This window comes from Aquabacterium sp. G14 (genome assembly GCF_037482285.1).
GTDB lineage: Bacteria > Pseudomonadota > Gammaproteobacteria > Burkholderiales > Burkholderiaceae_C > Aquabacterium.
Genome location: NZ_JBBEYB010000027.1, coordinates 1 through 16,733, shown reverse-complemented (window position 1 = coordinate 16,733; position 16,733 = coordinate 1). Strand labels below are relative to the sequence as shown.

The window sequence follows — 16,733 nt, the reverse complement described above, 5'->3', positions numbered from 1 at the left end:
GGGGTCTCCTCGTTTTCAGTGCAATAAGTGACGGTACGAAAAGCTAGCACTGGCGCGGAGGTGGTGTTGGTAGATCGTTGATTTCATTGACTTTCCTGTTCACTTTCAAATCTGCGATTCGTGGCGTCAAACCGTGGTCGGTTTCATCCATTGGTGCCAGTTATCGATGCATTTGGCCGCGAAGGCAGGATTTGGTCAGCATAGCGGTCAACCGGGAAGCGAAACACACCCCGCAAGTTGATGCTCTCCAGCCTGGTGGGCGCAATCTTCCCGATCAGTTCCGGTGGAATGACCTGGCGGCGGTTCGACCAGCGATCCAGGACCGCCTGCATCTGTGAGGTATTCCACGCCATCACGATGTTGGCCATCAGGCTCAACGCATCGGCCACAGCCTGCATTTCATCGACACGTTTGGCCTGCGCCGGGCTGATCCGGCCGGTATAAATGGCGCGCTTGAGGGCGTTAACAGCCTCGCCCCGATTGAGCACCCGGCGCAACTCGTTCCTGAAAGCGTCCTTGACAAAGTAGTCAGCCAAAAACGCCGTACGCAGCAACCGCCCCAATTGCACGCCAGCCTCATAGATTGGATCGCCCTGGGCGGCAGAACCGAACCGCGCAAGAGCTGCCACCGCACTGGCATGTCCGCTCATGACCGAGGCTGCCAGGTGCACCAGACTATCCCAATGCTTTTCGATCAAAGCGACGTCGACATTGGCTTCGCACACCGCAGCGATTTCTGCGGGCACTTTGGTGCCGCGTGGCACAAAGAGGTGGCGCTGTTTGAGTTCCTTCAACCGCGGGCAAAGATCAAAACCAAGCAAACGGGCATGTGACATGGCAAAGTCGGTGTAGCCATGGGTATCCACAGCAAGCTGGCTGGTCTCCAGCTTTTCTTGGCGGATGACACCTTCAATGGCCACGCCCGCCTGGCGCTCATTGAGCACAAAGGGCTGCGCATGGAAGATGCCCCACCGGTCTTTTACATGGGAGTAGATTCCAATGGAAGGTGTGTTGCGCCGAGGATCAAGCCGGGCTTGCCACACCCGTTTGGTGGTCTCCATGCTCATCATGTCAGAAGATGCCAAATCGGACCGCCCCCAGGTGGCGGCAATCGGGTGTCGCTGCATGAATTCCAGCACAGCCTGGCAGGCCTGGCTCAGACGCCGTTCGTCCCGCGCCCAGCGCATGGCCTGGCGAATGCTGGTGGCAGACAATTGCGGAATCATGCGCGCGCATTCGACCGCAGTCAGACTGGTGCCGTGGGCCATGATGCCGGCATAGACCATCAGCAGCTCGTCGGTAGAGCGCGGCTCACGTCCGAGCATGATCCAGCTAAAGCGCACCTGGGCGTCAACGGCCAGAATCACTTCCGGCAATTGAACCTCACCGATGCGGTGATCCAAAGCCGCGCGCAGCTTGGTCACTTCTGGGTCTTCGTCCTCTGCGGGCAATGGCGACAAATGGAGTTCATCATCCACGCGCAGTACGCCACTGCGGGCTGCAGCGGCCACCGCATCGACACCGGCAGTTACTCTGGCCAGCAAAGGCTTCAAGAAAGTGGCAGCCTTGCTGGGTAACGATAGACGGGCATAGTGTTTCTTGGACTCTGCCTGCCAACGCTCGTCCGTGAAGAACAAGCGCGCACGACCCCGAAAGCTCAGGCTGTGCTCAATCCAGACCGAGCCATTGCGCACCGCGCGGCGCAGGGCAAACAGGGTGGCCACCTCCAACGCCTGAAACGCCCGTTCCCGGTCTGGGCTGGAGATCGAAACCTGCCAGATCATTCCCAGACTTGGTGCCACCACTTCAACTGGCAGCTTTCTGGATCCTTTGAGATATAAAGCTTGCAGCTTGGCAAGGTACTCGATGGCAGGATGCTCGCCGGTGGCCTGCCAGGGCAGCTTTGCAATGGCGACGAGCAACGACCGCACGGGGCGAATTCCATCAATCAATCCCTCGCGGACCAGGGAGGCCCTGCTCGGTGGTTTGCGTTTCTGGGTTTCGGTGATCAAGGCTTCAAGACGGGCACGCAACTCAGCATCTGGCACCGCACCTTGCGCGCTCAAGGCAACAAGTTCGCCGAGCAGCGTTTTGTACATTGCGGCCCAATTGACGGTAGCGGGGACATCGGCGGCAGCCTGACGCCACAGATCGGCGATCCGGCGCTGCACCATAAGGATCAACTGGTCTGTGGTGGTGAACAGGCAATACCGAAGAAAGCATGCGACCTCCACGGTGCGCGCTGGCTCTTTGATCTTGGCTCCGGCTGAGGGCGGCCTGGAGACAAGTCGGCGCGCGTAGCGGCGCAAGATGAGATCGGGGATGTCTGCCAGGTGCTTATGAACGTCCAGCGTGTAAAGCAGGTCGATGCGCTCCAGTACCTCGCTGATTTGGCGGGTTGAGTGTTTCGCCGGTGCAGCCCATAGCCAACTCTGCTGGGTTTGTCCATCTGGGCGCAGCTCTGAAACTGAGGCTCGCCAGCGATCAAGTGTTGCTGGATCAACGCTGGCGGCGATGGCGGTGCCTGTTTCAACTTCAAGCTGGGCAAGTGCCGCCGCAATCAGTGTCCGAATTGCCCGCTCGTGCACGATCACCAGCTTGTTCTTGTACAGCCATTGACGCGCCCGCACGAGTAGCTGATCGCGGTCGGCGCAGCGCGCCACTTCGTCGCGCAGTTCACGTACCAGTGAGCGGCGCTGGTGCTCGCTCATCCACTGGAATCCAAGGACCGTGCAGGCTACTTGTTGGTGATCGAATAGCGTGCGCCCGCGTTCATACATGGCTCTCAGCGAGGCGACTTCTGGTGCTGCAATGCCAAGCTCGTTGCCAAGGTGGCGCCACAAGGCTACTGGAATTACCCGAAAGGCACCGAGCAAACGCCCACTCATGCGCAGGAAACCAATATGGAGCGCCAGACCAAGCTTGTGGGAATCACCTCGGCGTGCATTGATTGCGTCGCGCTCGGCACCATCGAAGGTGAAAAATGCCTTCATCTCGAAGTCGCTGATATCGCGGGGGAGCCCACGCATCCCCAAAAACGTTGTGTGCCAACCCTGCATCGTGAACCTCAAAAGTGGGAGGCCACCATACCCGTTTACAAAGCGAACAGGAAAGTCAATGAAATCAACGGTCTACCCAGACCACCCCCGCGCCAGTGCTAGCTTTGCGTACCGTCACTTATTGCACTGAAAACGAGGAGACCCCGTCTCTGGCTGCGCAGGCGGCGGCAGTGCTCGGCGAATGCCGCTGTGATCAGGTCGTGCTTGGTCCGGAAGAAGTAGGTGACCGCCGCCAGTGACACCTCGGCACGCGCCGCGATCTCCCGCTGCACCACGCGGTCCGCGCCCTTGCGGGCAATGGTCGAGAGCGTGGCGTCAAGGATGCGCAGCGCAGTCTCATTGGTCTGCGCCCGCTCGCGAGCGAAGGCGTCGATGCTGGCCCGGGCATCCGCCTTGCGCGTGACCGACGGCACGATGGGCTGCCGGCCCAGGCGGGCATGCAGCCGCGCGGTTGGCGTCGTGATCCAGGCGGAGCGGGCCGCCGGATCGGTCTCGCACAGCAGCAGGCCCGTCAGCCCCAGGGCAAGATCGGCCCAGGCTTCTGCCGCCACGGGGCCGGCGTCGAACTGGCGCGCGAGCCCGCACCAGAACTGCCGCTCCTGCGCGACCTCCTGCTCGGCCGCTGGCCGCAGCTGCGGTTCGCGCCCCGTGCTCACCTCGAGCTCCAGTTCGTCCCGCAGGGCCAGGATCTTGCGCTGCTCGCCCAGCCGCATCTGCAGCAGGGCGGCGACCATATCGGGCAGCTCCACCCAGGCGGGCATCTGCTCGAGGCAGCGCGCCAGCGCGTCGGCGCGTGCGGCCTCCATCCTGCGGCCCAGCTCCGCGTGGACGGCGAGCAGCAGCTGCTCGCGGCCGCCGAAATGGTAGTTGATCGCGGACGGGCTGCCCCCGGTCCGGGCGGCCAGGGACCGCGCGCTCAGCTCGGCGAATCCCTGCTCGCAGGCCAGTTCGAAGGCGGCTTCCGTCAGCCGGTCGGCATGGGCCGCGGTCGGCATCTCCGTGAACACCTGACGTCTCCTATTTTCGTTTGTTCGCTGCCCCTTGGACAGTACATCCGTTCCAATTCTATCCAAAGTACCCATTCAACTTGCCATGAATTGGCCCATAAAACCATTACAAGTCATCAATCCGTCATGGGGTGACCTTACTGTACATACGTTCTAAACACAGTGCGAAGTGCCGGCGTGGGGTCGGTTTCGCCCTTTCTGTCAAAGGTGCCGCCATGCAAGAGTCCGCCCGTTCCCATTCCCGCTTCACCGTCGCCGTCGTGCCCGACACGCAGAACTATGTGAGCTACCGCAACCAGCGCGCGGCGGGCTTCCCGTTCAACGCGCGCGAGCTGCTCTGGGACATGATGCACTTCATCGCCCGCAACGCGGTGGGCAATGGCGGTGAGATCGCTTTCGCCACCGCGCTGGGCGACATGTGGCAGCACCAGATGAGCGCGGACGTGGACGCAGCTCATGCGCGGCGCGGCCACCGGTCCATCGTCAGCCCCTTGCTCGCAGACCACGTGGCGCCTGCGCCGGAGCAGGTGCTGAACATCGAGATCCCCGCCGTCAGGACGGCCTACGAGATCCTCGCCGGCCAGTTGCCCTTCTCCGTGGTCCCGGGCAACCATGACCACGATCACATGTGGGCCGACGCCGACTACCCCCCGCAGCCCGGCGCGATCGACTTGCACCGCCTGGACCTGGCCAGCGTGGGCAGCATCCATTGCGGCTCGCTGGAGAACTGGACGCGCAACTTCGGCGCCCAGACGCCTTTCTTCAAGAACCAGCCCTGGTATGTTTCCTCGTTCCGGCAGGGCGCCAACAGCGCCCAGATCTTCACCGGCGGCACCCACCGCTTCCTGCACCTGGGCCTGGAGATGTCGCCCGACGGCGAGGTGGTCGACTGGGCCGAGTCGGTTCTGCAGGCCTTTCCCGGGGTGCCGACCATCGTGTCCATCCACGAGTTCCTCAATCCCCGGGGTGAGCGCCAAGCCGCGGAATGCCTGGACCTGTCCCGCCTGGACCCCGAGCGCCACACCCCCGACCGGCTCTGGGACAGCCTGATTTCCCGCCATGACCAGATCCTGGCGGTGCTGAACGGCCATTTCCATGGCGTGCGCCACCGCGTCGACCCGAACCAGCACGGCAACCAGGTGTTCCAGTTCCTCAGCAACTACCAGGGCCGCAAGCAGTCGCTTCGCGGCACTTTCCCCGACGCCACAGTGATCGACGGCATCGGCGACGGCTGGCTGCGCCTGATGGAGTTCGATCTCGACGCGCAACGGCCGCGCCTGCGCCTGCGGGCCTACTCGACCTACTTCAAGGCCTACGCGTCCGATCTGCCCCAGTACGCCGCTTGGTACGGCCACGAGCATCCCGAAATGTCGGAGGCCGAGTTCCGGGCACTCGACGACGTCGAGTTCGACCTGGTCGACTTCCACACCCGCTTCGAACGCGCCCGCGTCGACGGCGAAACCGCCAACGAGACGCAGATGGCCCAACGCGCTTGAGCGTTTCCCTGCTCCCCTTCTTTCCAAAGGCATCATCATGATCAGAAAGACTTTCCTTCTTGGCGCGGCCGCCCTGGCCGCCACCGTGTCGCTGCCCGGCCGCGCAGGCCCCGTCCCGGCGACCGTGGACAAGCCGGTGACCATCACCTTCTACAACTACAACCTGGCCACCGCGGGCCTGGGCGCCGATGGCACCCGCAAGCTGCTGCAGGAGTTCATGGCGGCCAACCCCAACGTCAAGGTGAACGCGGTCGGCGTGAACGTCGCGCAGCTGATGCCCCGCTTGCAGGCCGACGTGGCTGCGCAGCGCCCGCTCGACGTGGCGTTTTCGGGCTACGCAGAGTTTCACAGCTGGATGGCCGCCCGGACATCGACTCAGTCAACGGCGGAGACGAACGACCATGTCTGACATCCAGATTTCCGGCCTGACCAAACGCTTCGGCAACGCTGCCGTTCTTCAGGAACTCGACCTGACAGTGCGCGACGGCGAATTCCTCACCCTGCTGGGCGCGTCCGGTTGCGGCAAGTCCACCTTGCTGAAGCTGATCGCCGGCCTGGACACGCCCGACACCGGCACGATCCGCATGGGAGACCGCGACCTGCTCGCCCTGTCACCCAGCGCACGGGACTGCGCGATGGTGTTCCAGTCCTATGCGCTGTACCCGCACATGACCGTGCGCGAGAACATCTCGATGCCGCTGGTGATGCGCGGCCTGGGGTTCTGGGGTCGCCTGCCGGGGGCACGCCTGGTATCCCCCGGGGTGCGCCGCCGGCTCGCCGACATCCATGCCAGCGCACATGAAGTGGCCCGGCGACTCGCCATCGACGGGTTACTCGATCGTAAGCCGGCGCACCTGTCGGGCGGCCAGCGCCAACGCGTCGCCCTGGCGCGCGCGATGGTTCGCCACCCCTCCGTGTTCCTGTTCGACGAGCCCCTTTCTAATCTGGACGCCAACCTTCGCCATGCGCTGCGTGCCGAGATCCGGCAGCTTCACGACCAGTTGGGCGTGACGTTCATCTACGTCACGCACGATCAGCACGAAGCCATGTCCATGTCGGACCGTGTGGCGGTCATGCGCGAAGGCCGCATCCTTCAGGTGGCGCCACCCGAAGATCTGTACATGCGGCCACAAAGCCTCGAGGTGGCTCGATTCGTCGGCGCACCGCGGATCAACGTCGTGCCGGGCGACATCCTCGCCAATGGCGAGATCCATTGCCTGGGGCAACGCATCGCAGATACCGCGGGGAACGGCGGGCCCTGCCATGTCGCCTTCCGGCCGCAGACTGTCACCTTGGCAAAGGCGCCGGGCCTCACCGTGCGCGGCGTGGTTGGCCATGTGGAATACGCGGGTGCCGAATTGATGGCCACGCTGACCCTGCCGAGCCAGGGGGAAGCCTGCATCGTCTGCCTCCCGGCTGGCACGGCAGCGCACGCAGGGGCCGAGTTCGAGGTCACGGTCCCGTGGGAAGCCCTGCATGTCTTCGACGCCGGCGGCCAGCGCATGTCGATCGGTCGATGCGACACCCTGAAGCGAGTAGCCTGAAAGCCGAGCATGCGCGCCCATCCTCTTTCCACCGTTTCACTTCTCGCGCCCGCGGGCCTTCTTGCGACGCTTCTGCTGTTCATACCCGTCCTTGCCGTATTTCTGATGTCGCTGACCGATTGGCAGTTCGGCGCCACCACCCTGAACTGGGTCGGCCTGCAGAACTACGCCGAACTCTGGTCGGACGCGGTGTTCCGCAAGTCTGTGGCCAACACCCTTGTCTACCTCGTCCTGGTCACCGGGGGATCGATCACGCTGGGCCTGAGCCTCGCCTTGTTGATCGAATCCGATCGATCGGGACGCGGCTTCTACCGCACAGCCTTTTTCATGCCGGTCGCATCGACGCTGATCGCAATGGCGTTCGTGTGGGAGTTCCTGCTGCATCCGAGCGCCGGGCTCGTCAATCACCTGCTCCAGCAGGTCGGCGTCGCACCCCAGAACTGGCTCAACGACCGCCACCTCGCGCTGTACTCGCTCGCCGCGATCGGCATCTGGCAGATGTCGGGGCTTGCCCTGGTGTTCTTCCTGGCCGGGCTGCAAGGAATCCCCCGCGACGTGCGCGATGCGGCGGAACTCGACGGCATCGAGCGCCCCTTCGATCGATTCCGCTTCGTCACCTGGCCGTTGCTGGGCCCTACCACCTTGTTCGTCATCACTGTCTGCGCCATCCGCGCCCTGCAAGTCTTCGACACCGTTCACGTGCTCACCAAGGGCGGGCCGAACAAGGCCACCGAAGTGCTGCTGCACACCATCTATGCGGAGGGGTTCAGCTTCTTCCGCATGGGTTACGCCAGCGCCATGACGGTGGTCTTCATCGCCGGCATCTTCCTCTTGACCCAGATCCAGCACGCCGCGCTGGAGCGCAGGACGCACTACGCATGAAACGTCTTTCCCCTTCCTTTCGGATTCTTCGCCACGTGGTGCTGATGGTCGTGGCCCTGGTCTTCCTGATGCCGTTCATCTGGATGGTGCTGACCTCGCTCAAGCCTGCCGACGAAATCTTCGGCAGCGAGATTCATCTTTTTCCGACGCGCTTCGCTGCAGTGGAGAACTACACCCTCGCGCTAACCAAGGTCCCCTTGCTGCGCTACCTGTGGAATGGCGTGCTCGTCTGCGCGGGCATCCTGGTGCTGCAGATCCTGGTGGCACTGCCTGCCGCCTACGCCTTTGCCAAGCTGTCGTTCCGTGGCAAGCCGTGGGCTTGGCGCTTGGTGATGCTGGCGCTCATGGTGCCATACCAAGCCACGGCCATCCCCCTCTACGTAATGCTGTATCACGCCGGTCTGCTCGACTCGATGGCCGCGCTCATCCTGCCTTTCAGCGTGTCCGCGTTCGGCATCTTCCTGATGCGGCAGTTCTTTCGCACCGTGCCCGACGACCTGATCCACGCCGCGCGGCTCGACGGCATGGGTGAGTTGGAGATCGTCTGGCGCGTGATGCTGCCCACGGCCATGCCTGCCTTGCTGGCGTTCTCGATCTTCTCGGTGGTCTGGCATTGGAACGACTACTTCTGGCCACTGCTGGTCATCAATTCACCCGATCTGGCGACGCCGCCGTTGGGAACCATGTTCTTCCGCAATGAGGAAGCAGGCAGCGCGTACGGTCCGCTGATGGCCGGCACGGTGCTGATCACGGCGCCGCTGGTGCTGTTGTTCGTCGTCGCGCAAAAGCGCTTCATCGAAGGTGTGACGCTCACCGGCGTCAAAGGTTAAACCGCAAGGAGTCAAGCAATGAAACAACTGTTCAAGAAAACCGCCGCACTGGCCGTGTTAATGACCACCGGCCTGGCACAGGCTCAGCAACCGACTGAGATCGTGGTCGACTACGCGTACGCTGGTATCTTCCAAGAGGTCCATGAATCAATCGCAAAAGACTTCATGGCGAAGTTCCCCCAGTACAAGGTCACGTTCCGTGCGCCCGCGCCTGACTACGAGGTCTTGGCACAACGGGTTCTGCGCCAGGCCGTCACGGGCCAGCTCCCCGATGTGTCTTATCAGGGCCTCCATCGTCTGCGCGTGTTTGCCGACCGTGGGCTCGCTGTCGACCTGACGCCCTTCATCAAGGCGGAGAAGGGCTGGGCGGGGATGGGTTACGACCAAGCGTTGCTTTCACTGGGGCAAGTCAAGGGTCAGCAGGTCGGCATCGGCTTCGCGCTGGGTACACCCGTCATCTACTACAACGCCGACCTGATGCGCAAGGCGGGCGTGGAGCCCGATCGCTTTCCCATGAACTGGGATGCCATCATCAACGCGGCCAAAAAGTCGAAGGCGGCAACGCCCGGCACCGAGAGCCTTCACGTCGAGTGGGACCTCTCGGACTGGATGTGGCAGGTGCTGGTCTTCAGCAACGGCGGCACCATGTTGACCGCCGACGAGAAGAAGGTGGCCTTCGACGGCCCCGCAGGCAAGGCCGCCATGCTGACCCTCGAGAAGCTCGTCAAGCAGGGTGAGATGCGCAACATCTCCTCTTCGGCCACCTTGCAGGACTTCGTGAGCGGCAAGCTCGCGGTACTGGTGACATCCAGTGCGCGCCTGGGCAGCATCACGAAGCAGGTGGGAGGCAAGTTCGAGCTTCGTACCGCCCGCATGCCCGTTGCCAAGGACGGCCGACTGCCGGCCGGCGGCAATGCAGCGATGATGTTTTCCAAGGATCCTGCCAAGCAGGCCGCTGCTTGGGAATACATCAAGTTCGCCACCGGCCCGCTGGGCGCGACGACCATGGTCAAGGCAACCGGCCAAATCCCGGCCAACACGTTGCCAGCGACCGACCCGAACCTGCTTGCGCCCTTCTACAAGGCAAACCCCAATTATCTGACCGCCATCGCGCAGATGCCGGTACTCACCGCCACGTACGCGTTTCCGGGTGACAACGGCTTCAAGATTACCGACGTAATCAAGGATCACCTCCAGACCGTGGTTTCGCAAGAGGTGCAACCCGCCGTTGCCCTTAGCAAGATGAGCAAGGCCGTCCAGGCATTGCTGCCGCGCTGAGTGGAAGGCACGACCATGCACAAGTTCATCCACATCACGGACATTCATCTTGTCGAGCAGGGTCGCGCCCTCTACGGCCATGACCCCGGCAAACGGTTCGAGCGCTGCATCGACAGCGTGATCGCCGAGCACGCGGACGCAGCGTCTTGCGTGATCACGGGCGACCTCGCACATCAGTCGGCGCCAACAACTCGACCACGTTTGGAAACATGGTCAGCGTGGCGCCTTTCTGATGGAATGACCACAGCTTCCTCACGGAGGTTGGCCCAGCGGCACAGACCGTTGGCCTCTATCAACCCTTGGAGAATTTTTTCATGAAGAAGACCCTGATCGCACTGGCCGCCGTGGCAGCCACCAGCGCCTCTTTCGCTCAGTCGTCCGTGACCCTGTCGGGCCTGATCGACGTCGGCTTTGAAAAGCGTTTTTCCGGTGACGCCAACAAGGTGACCGGCAACCGCAACGCCACCAGCAACTGGACTATCAGCGGCACCGAAGACCTGGGCGGCGGCCTGAAGGCTGTGTTCAAGGCCTCCACCTCGTTCAACCCTGATGACGGCACCCTGGGCGCTCTGTCGGCCAACACCTCTGGTTCCGCCTTTGGTAACAACGACATGTTCGTGGGCCTGACCGGCAACTTCGGTACCCTGCGTGCCGGCCGTCCGGTGAACACCCTTGCCGGCAACGCCTTCTTCGCCAACGGCACCAAGGGCGTGACCGGCTACGACGCCAACACCGTGCTGGCTGGCCTGGTGGCCAACGCTGGTAGCTCGGTGTACGTGAACAACGCCATCCAGTACCACTCGCCCCGCTTCGCTGGTTTCCAAGTGCAGTTGGAGTACGCACCCTCTGAAATCACCAATGGTGATGATGGTTACGGCGTTGCCGTCCGCTACGACAATGGTCCGCTGAGTGCATCTCTGGTCAGCTACCAGGGTGCGGGTACCGTTCAATTCACCACCGGAAGCGGCGCGACTGCTAAGACGATTCCTGCCAACCTGAAGCCGAAATCGGTGACCCAGTTGGGCGCAGCCTATGACTTCGCCGTGGCCAAGGTGTTCTTCACCTACCGTGACGACAGCAACCAAACTTCTGATAAGGATACCGGCTACGCCCTGGGCGTGACCGCTCCCGTGGGCCCCGGCTCTATCTACGCTTCGTACAACGTGGCTGAAGCCTCTGGCAGCGACAAGCGCTCCATCATCGCTGGCTACAAGTACAACCTGAGCAAGCGCACCCAGGCCTACTTCCAGTTGGCCAATGGCAACGCCGCCCTGAACGTGTCTGGCGCTGCTACCGCCAAGTCCAGCAACGGTTACGGCTTTGGCCTGACCCACTCTTTCTGATACACACCTCACCGGAGACATTCCATGACCGACATCGTTCTTCACAACTACGCGTTCTCGCCCTTCTCGGAAAAGATCCGCACTACCCTGGGCCTCAAGCGCATCGCCTGGCGATCGGTGGATGTGGCGCCGCTGCCACCGCGTCCCCTGCTGGCCGCGCTCACCGGTGGCTATCGCCGAATCCCGGTGCTGCAGATCGGGGCCGACATCTACTGCGACACCAATGCCATCCTGCCCGCGCTGGAGCGCCTGCAACCCGAACCGTCGCTGTACCCGAATGATTGCGAGGGCCTGGCGCGCGGCATGGCATTTGCATGGGAGCGGGCGGTCTTGATCCCCACCATCGGCGTGCTGGTGCACTACATTGGTGACGCATTGCCGCCGGAGTTCATCAAGGACCGCAAGGAGGGCTTTCTGGGCATCGACATCAGCAAGCCGGCGATGGCGCCCGAACTGCCGCACCACCTGCAGGTGCTGCATGCCCAGTACAGCTGGCTCAAATCGGCGCTGGCGGCGGCGCGTGTCCGCGGCCACGATTTCCTGTTCGGTCCCACCCCCAGCGTGCTCGACCTGGCCTGCTGGCAGACGACCTTCATGCTGCGCAAGAACTCGCCGCCCGAGGTGGATGCGCTGGCCGGCCTGCAAGGACTGGAGGCCTGGTACGACCGCCTGGCGGCCATCGGTCACGGGCATGTCACGCCGATGACGCCCGAAGAAGCGCTGGCGGCCGCGGCGGCCGCGCACCCCGCGCCCGTCACCCACCTGCGCCCCGACGGCGACCCGGGCGGTCTCAAGCCAGGCGCCGCCGTCGTGGTGACGCCCGACGACAACGCGCGCGTACCGGTGCACGGCACGCTGGTGGCCGCCAGCGACGCCCAGGTGGTGATCCACCGCCACGACCCGCAGGCTGGCGACCTGCACTTGCACTTTCCCCGCCTGGGGTTCGACGTGCTGCCCGCCTGATTCCGCCGACCAAGGAGACCAGATCATGACAACGGAAGCCCTCGCACCCGAACGCGCCCCCTCCGCCACACGCACCGTGCCAGGCAATGCCGCGCACCAGTCGTTCGACGATCTGCTGATCGACATCCGCGCCCGCAGCGCCGAGTTCGGCCGGCAGAAATTCATCTCGCCGGACATCATCGAAAGCTTCAAGGAGCACGGCATCTACCGCGCCCTGGTGCCCCGCAGCCTGGGTGGCGACGAGCGCTCGCCGCGCCAGTTCTGCGAGCTGGTCGAACGCATCTCGCAGGCCGACGGCTCGGCCGGCTGGGTCGCCAGCTTCGGCATGGGGGTCGCCTACCTGGCCTCGCTGCCGCCGGCCACGCTGAAAACCATCTACGCCGACACGCCCGACGTGGTGTTTGCCGGCGGCATGTTCCCGCCGCAGCAGGCCGCCGCCGTCGAGGGTGGCTTCGAGGTCTCGGGCCGCTGGAGCTTCTCGAGCGGCTGCATGGGCGCCACGGTGGTCGGCGTCGGCATCATCCCGCCCGGTGGCGAAGGCCAGCCCCTGCCCCGCATCGCGGTCATGCCGGCGTCGCGGGCTCGGGTGCAGCCCAACTGGGACGTCATCGGCCTGGCCGGCACCGGCAGCCACGACCTGGTGGTCGACAAGGTCGTCGTGCCCGAGGACTGGACTTTCGTGCGCGGCAGCCCGGCGCAGATGGACGCGCCCATCTTCCGCTACCCCGGCCTGTCGTTGGCCGCCCAGGTGCTCAGCGTGGTGTCGCTCGGCGTGGCGCGCGGCGCGATCGAGGAGCTCAAGAACCTGGCCACCGGCCGCACCTCCGTCACCGGCGCGCCGCGTACCGCCGACCGGCCCCAGGTGCAGATGGAAATCGCGCGCGCCGAAGCCGGCCTGCGCGCCGCCCGCGCCTTTTTCTACCAGTCCATGGACGAGGTATGGAACCTGCTGCTGCAGGGCCGCACGCCGACGCCCGACCAGGTCAGCATGCTGCGCCTGTCGTCCACCCACGCCACCCGCACCGGCGCCGAAGTGACCCGGGCGGTGCAGATGCTCGCCGGCATGACCGGCATCTACCGCGACTGTGCGCTGGCCACCCAGGTGCAGGACAGCCTGGTGGTGACCCAGCACGCCTACATGGGCGACATCACCTACCAGAACGCCGGCGCGATGCTGTTCGGCCTGAAGCCCCTGCCCGGCTACCTTTGACATTCACCCAGGAAAACCGACATGACCACCGAAAAGAAACCACCCCTGCGCACCCTGTTCTGCATCGGCATCAACCAGAACTTCTTCGACTCGACCCAGGCCGCCCGAGTTCGACACTTCCAACGTAAATTTCGATCCTGCCGACTTGGGGTTTGATGGCCTGGGCGCTGTCTTTCGCCGTGCCCGCTTCACCAATCCTGTGGAACATGCCCTGCGCGTGATGGCGCCCGGCCCCCTCGACCTGCCCTCGGTACGTGCCGCGGTGCCGGCCGAGAAGCTCGAAAAACTCGTCGCCCTGATCCCGGTGCAGAAGCTGGGCAAGCCCGGCTTCATCGCACAGCAGGTCGTTCAACTGGCCTCGCCCGACGCCGACTCCTGCACCGGCGCGGCCTGGGACGTCAACGGCGGCATTTTCATGCGTTAAGGAGCCCAACATGAGCAGCGCGAGCACCATCACCACCGACACCCTCCAGGTCGTCGTCCGCCGCCGGGAAGTCCAGGGCGGCGCCGTTGTCGTGCTCGACCTGCGCAGCGCGGACGACAGCCCCCTGCCCGCCTTCGAGGCCGGCGCACACATCGACGTGCACGTGGCAGAAGACCTAGTGCGCCAGTACTCCCTGTGCGGCGACCCGGCCGATGCCGGGCGCTACCGCCTGGGCGTGCTGCGCGACCCCGCCTCGCGCGGCGGCTCGTCGGCCGTCTTCGACCGGCTGAGCGAAGGCACCACACTCACGATCGGCGCGCCGCGCAACCACTTTCCGCTGGCAGCCGACGCGCAGCACAGCGTGCTGGTGGGCGGCGGCATCGGCATCACGCCGATGATCTCCATGGCCCATGCCCTGCAAGCCGCCGGCAGGTCGTTCGAGCTGCATTACTGCGCCCGCTCGGCCGCCAGCAGCGCCTTTGTCGATGAGCTGACCGCAGCACCCTTCGCAGACAAGGTGACGCTGCATTTCGACGATGCCGGCGAGGCCTCGAAGCTGCAGCTCGCAGCCATCCTGGCCGCCGCGGGCACCTCGGGCACCCACCTCTACACCTGCGGTCCCTCGGGCTTCATGGAATGGGTCATCGCCACCGGCGAGAAGGCCGGCCTGCCCTCGGCCAGCATTCACCGCGAGTACTTCAACGCCGACATCGATACCAGCGGTGCCGGCTTCGAGGTGGTGGCCCAAGCCAGCGGCAAGACGGTACGGGTGGAAGAAGGCCAGTCGATCGTCGCCGCGCTGAAGACCATCGGCATCAAGGTCGAGGTCTCGTGCGAGGAAGGCGTCTGCGGCACCTGCGTCTGCACCGTGCTCGAAGGCGAATGCGACCACCGCGACGTCTACCTCACCGACGAGGAAAAGGCCGACAACGACCAGATCATGACCTGCTGTTCGCGCGCCAAGTCGGCCCGGCTGGTGCTGGACATCTGAAGAGGACACACCGTGAACCAAACCACCCCCGTTCCCATCGCCGACTTTCGCAATGGCATGGCCCTGCTGGCCGGCGCCGTCAACGTCATCACCACCGACGGCCCGGCGGGCCTGGCCGGCTTCACCGCCTCCGCCGTCTGCAGCGTGACCGACCAGCCACCGACGCTGCTGGTCTGCATGAACCGCAGCTCCTTCGCACACCGCTTCTTCGTCGAGAACCGCACCATCTGCGTCAATGTTCTGGCCGCCGACCAGCAGGCGGTGTCGGCGCTGTTCGCCAACCGCGACGTCACCATGGACCGGCGTTTCGAGCAGGCGCCCTGGTCGGCGCTCGCCACCGGCGCTCCGGCACTCGAAGGCGCGCTGGTCAACTTCGACGGCGAGATCAGCCATATCCACGAGGTCGGTTCGCACAGCATCTTCTTCGCAGAGCTGCGCGGCATCCGTCTCAACGGCGAGCGCTCGAACGGCCTGGCCTATTTCAACCGCGCCTATCACCAGCTGGGCGCCAGCGCCCCGGCACCATGACGCGGCAGCAGTCGTTCCTGAAGGCTCGCGCCATCGGGCGCGAGCAGCGGCCGGACGATCTCGTCGGCACCGCCGTGTACATGCTGTCCGACCTGTCGGGCTTCGTGTCGGGACAAACGCTCGTGGTCGACGGCGGCCACATCATGTACTGAAGACCGCCGGACAACCTCACAAGAACACACCTCACCGGAGACATTCCTTGACCGACATCGTTCTTCACAACTACGCGTTCTCGCCCTTCTCGGAAAAGATCCGCACTACCCTGGGCCTCAAGCGCATCGCCTGGCGATCGGTGGATGTGGCGCCGCTGCCACCGCGTCCCCTGCTGGCCGCGCTCACCGGTGGCTATCGCCGAATCCCGGTGCTGCAGATCGGGGCCGACATCTACTGCGACACCAATGCCATCCTGCCCGCGCTGGAGCGCCTGCAACCCGAACCGTCGCTGTACCCGAATGATTGCGAGGGCCTGGCGCGCGGCATGGCATTTGCATGGGAGCGGGCGGTCTTGATCCCCACCATCGGCGTGCTGGTGCACTACATTGGTGACGCATTGCCGCCGGAGTTCATCAAGGACCGCAAGGAGGGCTTTCTGGGCATCGACATCAGCAAGCCGGCGATGGCGCCCGAACTGCCGCACCACCTGCAGGTGCTGCATGCCCAGTACAGCTGGCTCAAATCGGCGCTGGCGGCGGCGCGTGTCCGCGGCCACGATTTCCTGTTCGGTCCCACCCCCAGCGTGCTCGACCTGGCCTGCTGGCAGACGACCTTCATGCTGCGCAAGAACTCGCCGCCCGAGGTGGATGCGCTGGCCGGCCTGCAAGGACTGGAGGCCTGGTACGACCGCCTGGCGGCCATCGGTCACGGGCATGTCACGCCGATGACGCCCGAAGAAGCGCTGGCGGCCGCGGCGGCCGCGCACCCCGCGCCCGTCACCCACCTGCGCCCCGACGGCGACCCGGGCGGTCTCAAGCCAGGCGCCGCCGTCGTGGTGACGCCCGACGACAACGCGCGCGTACCGGTGCACGGCACGCTGGTGGCCGCCAGCGACGCCCAGGTGGTGATCCACCGCCACGACCCGCAGGCTGGCGACCTGCACTTGCACTTTCCCCGCCTGGGGTTCGACGTGCTGCCCGCCTGATTCCGCCGACCAAGGAGACCAGATCATGACAACGGAAGCC

General features: G+C 64.4%; 18 protein-coding genes. 16 read left to right on the top strand and 2 right to left on the bottom strand.

The window, feature by feature from the left end; all coding sequences use genetic code 11:
* Positions 1-143: 143 nt before the first annotated feature.
* Complete coding sequence (locus tag WIT60_RS16500; RefSeq protein WP_003049965.1) at positions 144-3,059, bottom strand: Tn3-like element IS1071 family transposase; 2,916 nt, start codon at positions 3,057-3,059, stop codon at positions 144-146.
* A 98-nt stretch (positions 3,060-3,157) separates the two neighbouring features.
* On the bottom strand, positions 3,158-4,066 hold the full coding sequence (locus tag WIT60_RS16495; protein WP_031942798.1) for a TetR family transcriptional regulator: 909 nt from the start codon (positions 4,064-4,066) through the stop codon (positions 3,158-3,160).
* A 215-nt stretch (positions 4,067-4,281) separates the two neighbouring features.
* On the opposite strand from WIT60_RS16495, the gene WIT60_RS16490 reads away from it, so the two are divergent.
* From WIT60_RS16490 to WIT60_RS16415, 16 genes are read left to right on the top strand one after another with little or no spacing between them, the layout of a single operon-like run.
* Entirely contained in the window at positions 4,282-5,562 is a 1,281-nt protein-coding gene (locus WIT60_RS16490) for a metallophosphoesterase family protein (RefSeq protein ID WP_339584928.1), read from the top strand.
* 37 nt (positions 5,563-5,599) lie between these two features.
* Positions 5,600-5,971, top strand: coding sequence for a type 2 periplasmic-binding domain-containing protein (locus WIT60_RS16485; RefSeq protein WP_031942800.1), 372 nt, complete (start codon positions 5,600-5,602; stop codon positions 5,969-5,971).
* A complete protein-coding gene (locus WIT60_RS16480; RefSeq protein ID WP_339584927.1) occupies positions 5,964-7,106 on the top strand; it encodes an ABC transporter ATP-binding protein in 1,143 nt (380 codons plus the stop codon). Before WIT60_RS16485 ends, WIT60_RS16480 begins: the two co-directional genes overlap by 8 nt.
* 9 nt (positions 7,107-7,115) lie before the next feature.
* On the top strand, positions 7,116-7,988 hold the full coding sequence (locus WIT60_RS16475; protein WP_333907634.1) for a carbohydrate ABC transporter permease: 873 nt from the start codon (positions 7,116-7,118) through the stop codon (positions 7,986-7,988).
* On the top strand, positions 7,985-8,818 hold the full coding sequence (locus WIT60_RS16470) for a carbohydrate ABC transporter permease (RefSeq protein ID WP_339584926.1): 834 nt from the start codon (positions 7,985-7,987) through the stop codon (positions 8,816-8,818). Before WIT60_RS16475 ends, WIT60_RS16470 begins: the two co-directional genes overlap by 4 nt.
* Before the next feature lie 18 nt (positions 8,819-8,836).
* On the top strand, positions 8,837-10,096 hold the full coding sequence (locus WIT60_RS16465; protein WP_339584925.1) for an ABC transporter substrate-binding protein: 1,260 nt from the start codon (positions 8,837-8,839) through the stop codon (positions 10,094-10,096).
* Between the two features lie 15 nt (positions 10,097-10,111).
* A complete protein-coding gene (locus tag WIT60_RS16460) occupies positions 10,112-10,414 on the top strand; it encodes a metallophosphoesterase family protein (RefSeq protein ID WP_339584924.1) in 303 nt (100 codons plus the stop codon).
* Entirely contained in the window at positions 10,411-11,439 is a 1,029-nt protein-coding gene (locus WIT60_RS16455; RefSeq protein ID WP_339584923.1) for a porin, read from the top strand. Before WIT60_RS16460 ends, WIT60_RS16455 begins: the two co-directional genes overlap by 4 nt.
* 24 nt (positions 11,440-11,463) lie before the next feature.
* A complete protein-coding gene (locus WIT60_RS16450) occupies positions 11,464-12,402 on the top strand; it encodes a glutathione S-transferase family protein (protein ID WP_339584916.1) in 939 nt (312 codons plus the stop codon).
* Positions 12,403-12,427: 25 nt separating this feature from the next.
* Positions 12,428-13,612, top strand: coding sequence for an acyl-CoA dehydrogenase family protein (locus WIT60_RS16445; RefSeq protein ID WP_339584922.1), 1,185 nt, complete (start codon positions 12,428-12,430; stop codon positions 13,610-13,612).
* A gap of 21 nt (positions 13,613-13,633) precedes the next feature.
* A complete protein-coding gene (locus WIT60_RS16440; RefSeq protein ID WP_339584921.1) occupies positions 13,634-13,768 on the top strand; it encodes a hypothetical protein in 135 nt (44 codons plus the stop codon).
* A complete protein-coding gene (locus WIT60_RS16435) occupies positions 13,758-14,036 on the top strand; it encodes an SDR family oxidoreductase (RefSeq protein ID WP_339584920.1) in 279 nt (92 codons plus the stop codon). The genes WIT60_RS16440 and WIT60_RS16435 overlap by 11 nt, the downstream gene beginning before the upstream one ends.
* Before the next feature lie 10 nt (positions 14,037-14,046).
* Positions 14,047-15,027, top strand: coding sequence for a PDR/VanB family oxidoreductase (locus WIT60_RS16430; RefSeq protein WP_339584919.1), 981 nt, complete (start codon positions 14,047-14,049; stop codon positions 15,025-15,027).
* Between the two features lie 12 nt (positions 15,028-15,039).
* A complete protein-coding gene (locus WIT60_RS16425) occupies positions 15,040-15,555 on the top strand; it encodes a flavin reductase (RefSeq protein ID WP_339584918.1) in 516 nt (171 codons plus the stop codon).
* Positions 15,552-15,707 (top strand): SDR family oxidoreductase, encoded by a 156-nt coding sequence (locus WIT60_RS16420; protein WP_339584917.1) that lies wholly within the window; start codon positions 15,552-15,554, stop codon positions 15,705-15,707. The genes WIT60_RS16425 and WIT60_RS16420 overlap by 4 nt, the downstream gene beginning before the upstream one ends.
* Positions 15,708-15,754: 47 nt before the next feature.
* Positions 15,755-16,693 carry a glutathione S-transferase family protein gene (locus tag WIT60_RS16415; RefSeq protein WP_339584916.1) on the top strand — a complete coding sequence of 313 codons (939 nt, stop codon included), beginning with the start codon at positions 15,755-15,757 and terminating at the stop codon, positions 16,691-16,693.
* Positions 16,694-16,733: the final 40 nt, after the last annotated feature.

Excerpts from the sequence above, each read along its gene's own strand:
- WIT60_RS16465 (WP_339584925.1), top strand. The coding sequence starts at position 8,837 with ATGAAACAACTGTTCAAGAAAACCGCCGCACTGGCCGTGTTAATGACC.
- WIT60_RS16480 (WP_339584927.1), top strand. The coding sequence starts at position 5,964 with ATGTCTGACATCCAGATTTCCGGCCTGACCAAACGCTTCGGCAACGCT.
- WIT60_RS16470 (WP_339584926.1), top strand. The coding sequence starts at position 7,985 with ATGAAACGTCTTTCCCCTTCCTTTCGGATTCTTCGCCACGTGGTGCTG.
- WIT60_RS16455 (WP_339584923.1), top strand. The coding sequence starts at position 10,411 with ATGAAGAAGACCCTGATCGCACTGGCCGCCGTGGCAGCCACCAGCGCC.
- WIT60_RS16450 (WP_339584916.1), top strand. The coding sequence starts at position 11,464 with ATGACCGACATCGTTCTTCACAACTACGCGTTCTCGCCCTTCTCGGAA.
- WIT60_RS16460 (WP_339584924.1), top strand. The coding sequence starts at position 10,112 with ATGCACAAGTTCATCCACATCACGGACATTCATCTTGTCGAGCAGGGT.
- WIT60_RS16440 (WP_339584921.1), top strand. The coding sequence starts at position 13,634 with ATGACCACCGAAAAGAAACCACCCCTGCGCACCCTGTTCTGCATCGGC.
- WIT60_RS16485 (WP_031942800.1), top strand. The coding sequence starts at position 5,600 with ATGATCAGAAAGACTTTCCTTCTTGGCGCGGCCGCCCTGGCCGCCACC.
- WIT60_RS16420 (WP_339584917.1), top strand. The coding sequence starts at position 15,552 with ATGACGCGGCAGCAGTCGTTCCTGAAGGCTCGCGCCATCGGGCGCGAG.
- WIT60_RS16500 (WP_003049965.1), bottom strand. The coding sequence starts at position 3,059 with ATGCAGGGTTGGCACACAACGTTTTTGGGGATGCGTGGGCTCCCCCGC.
- WIT60_RS16430 (WP_339584919.1), top strand. The coding sequence starts at position 14,047 with ATGAGCAGCGCGAGCACCATCACCACCGACACCCTCCAGGTCGTCGTC.
- WIT60_RS16490 (WP_339584928.1), top strand. The coding sequence starts at position 4,282 with ATGCAAGAGTCCGCCCGTTCCCATTCCCGCTTCACCGTCGCCGTCGTG.
- WIT60_RS16475 (WP_333907634.1), top strand. The coding sequence starts at position 7,116 with ATGCGCGCCCATCCTCTTTCCACCGTTTCACTTCTCGCGCCCGCGGGC.
- WIT60_RS16445 (WP_339584922.1), top strand. The coding sequence starts at position 12,428 with ATGACAACGGAAGCCCTCGCACCCGAACGCGCCCCCTCCGCCACACGC.